Below are 502 nucleotides of genomic sequence, written 5' to 3'. Positions count from 1 at the left end.
CGTGAAGATGGAGTATCTGCTCGCCGCGTCGTTCATGGCGATCCCGGGCGGCCTGCTGTTCGGCAAGATGCTGTGCCCGACGACGGAGCCCTCGCGCGTCGCCGTCGACTCGCTCGAGTTCGACGAGAAGCGCGCGGCGAACGTGATCGAGGCGGCCGCCTCCGGCGCGGGCGTCGGGATGCGCATCGCGGTGAACGTCGGTACCATGCTGATCGCGTTCATCGGCCTCATCGCGCTGCTCAACGCGATGGTCGGGCTCGCCGCCGGCTGGCTCGGCTTCGCCGGCGTCACGCTGCAATCGCTGCTCGGCGCGCTGTTCTCGCCGCTCGCGTGGCTGATCGGCGTGCCGTGGCGGGATGCGCCGGTGGCCGGCAGCTTCATCGGCCAGAAGCTGATCCTGAACGAGTTCGTCGCGTACGGCGCGCTGTCGCCCTATCTGAAGGATGCCGCGCAGGTCGTCGCGGCCGGCTTGCCGGTGCTCGCGCCGAAGACGATCGCGATC

At 69.7% G+C, this 502-nt stretch carries 1 protein-coding gene; it reads left to right on the top strand.

Going from position 1 to position 502, the window contains the following annotated elements:
• A partial coding sequence (locus ACU8YE_RS24455) for a nucleoside transporter C-terminal domain-containing protein (RefSeq protein WP_446929975.1) occupies positions 1-502 on the top strand: 502 nt, incomplete at both ends.

It is taken from the genome of Ralstonia sp. VS2407, from assembly GCF_052950655.1.
This window is presented reverse-complemented; position numbering and strand designations above follow the sequence as displayed.